Raw genomic sequence first — 279 nt, 5'->3', positions numbered from 1 at the left:
CCTGCAGCGTGTCGCCATCCGGATCGGTGTCGTTGGCCAGCACGCCGTGCGCGGCATCGGCGGTGAGGTTGACGCCTTGGTTGGTGCTGTCCGTGTCGTTGACGGCGGTCGGGGCAGGGTTCTTCACGTCCCACGAGAAGTCTTGCGACACCGAGGCGCCGCTCTTGTCGGTCGCCGTGATGGTGACGGCGTAGACGCCTTCATTGCCGCCTTGCGAAGCCGACTTGTCCAAAGTGCCGGAGATGATGCCGGTCTTGGGATCGATGGTCAGGCCCGGGG

General features: G+C 65.6%; 1 protein-coding gene. It reads right to left on the bottom strand.

Annotated features, from left to right (window positions below):
- Nucleotides 1–279: putative Ig domain-containing protein (locus AC6LJW_RS29495; RefSeq protein ID WP_498088983.1), on the bottom strand; the 279-nt coding region annotated here is incomplete at both ends.

The organism is Achromobacter sp. 1012554356, assembly GCF_059760815.1.
The sequence above is the reverse complement of the archived record's forward strand: the minus strand, read 5'-3'. Positions and strand labels throughout refer to the sequence as shown.